At 75.6% G+C, this 1252-nt stretch carries 1 protein-coding gene; it reads left to right on the forward strand.

The features are described from left to right. Positions 1–60 precede the first annotated feature (60 nt). Entirely contained in the window at positions 61–1230 is a 1170-nt protein-coding gene (gene eboE / locus ABZY13_RS33490) for a metabolite traffic protein EboE (RefSeq protein WP_356637591.1), read from the forward strand. Positions 1231–1252: the final 22 nt, after the last annotated feature.

Consider the following 1252-nt stretch of genomic DNA (forward strand, 5'->3'; position numbering starts at 1 on the left):
GTCGCCGAGACGGGCGCCACCCACGAGGGCAACTCCATTCTGCGCGGCGGGGAGTGAGCGATGCGCTTCCGCCATCCGGACGGCACCACCGTCCATCTCGCCTACTGCACCAACGTGCACCCCGCCGAGACCCTCGACGGCGTCCTCGCCCAGCTCCGGGACCACTGCGAACCCGTCCGCCGCCGCCTCGGCCGCGACCGCCTCGGCATCGGCCTGTGGCTCGCCAAGGACGCCGCCCACGCCCTCGTCACCGACCCGGCCGCGCTGCGCGCCCTGCGCACCGAACTCGACCGGCGCGGCCTGGAGGTCGTCACCCTCAACGGCTTCCCCTACGAGGGCTTCGGTGCCGGCGAGGTCAAGTACCGCGTCTACAAGCCCGACTGGGCGGACCCCGAACGCCTGGAGCACACCACCGCCCTCGCCCGCCTCCTCGCCGGACTGCTGCCCGACGACGTCGCCGAGGGCAGCATCTCCACCCTCCCGCTCGCCTGGCGCACCGCCCGCGACCCCGGACGCGACGACACCGCCCGCACCGCCCTGCGCACCCTCGGCGAACGCCTCGACGCCCTGTGCGACCTGACCGGCCGCTCCCTGCGCGTCGGCCTCGAACCCGAACCCGGCTGCGTCGTCGAGACCACGGGCGACGCCATCGCCCCGCTCACCGCCGTCGGCCACGACCGCATCGGCATCTGCGTCGACACCTGCCACCTCGCCACCTCCTTCGAAGACCCGGACACCGCCCTGGACGCCCTCGCCCGGGCGGGCGTCCCCGTCGTCAAGACCCAGCTGTCCGCCGCCCTGCACGCCGAGCACCCCCGCCTCCCCGAGGTCCGCGAGGCCCTCGCCGCCTTCGACGAACCCCGCTTCCTGCACCAGACCCGCACCCTCACCGCTACCGGACTGCGCGGCACCGACGACCTCGGCGAGGCCCTCGCCGGCCACGCCCTGCCCGACGACGCACCCTGGCGCGCCCACTTCCACGTCCCCCTGCACGCCGCCCCCGCCGCGCCCCTCACCTCCACCCTCCCCGTCCTGAAGACCGCCCTGGCCCGGCTCGTCGGCGGCCCCCGCCCGCTCACCCGCCACCTCGAGGTCGAGACCTACACCTGGCAGGCCCTCCCGCCCGAGCTGCGCCCGCGCGCCCGCGCCCAGCTCACCGACGGCATCGCCGCCGAACTGACCCTCGCGCGTGACCTGCTGACCGATCTCGGCCTCAAGGAGCTGCCATGACCCGCCCCGAGGGCCCCACCCC

Source organism: Streptomyces sp. NPDC006610 (genome assembly GCF_040611575.1).
Classification (GTDB): domain Bacteria; phylum Actinomycetota; class Actinomycetes; order Streptomycetales; family Streptomycetaceae; genus Streptomyces.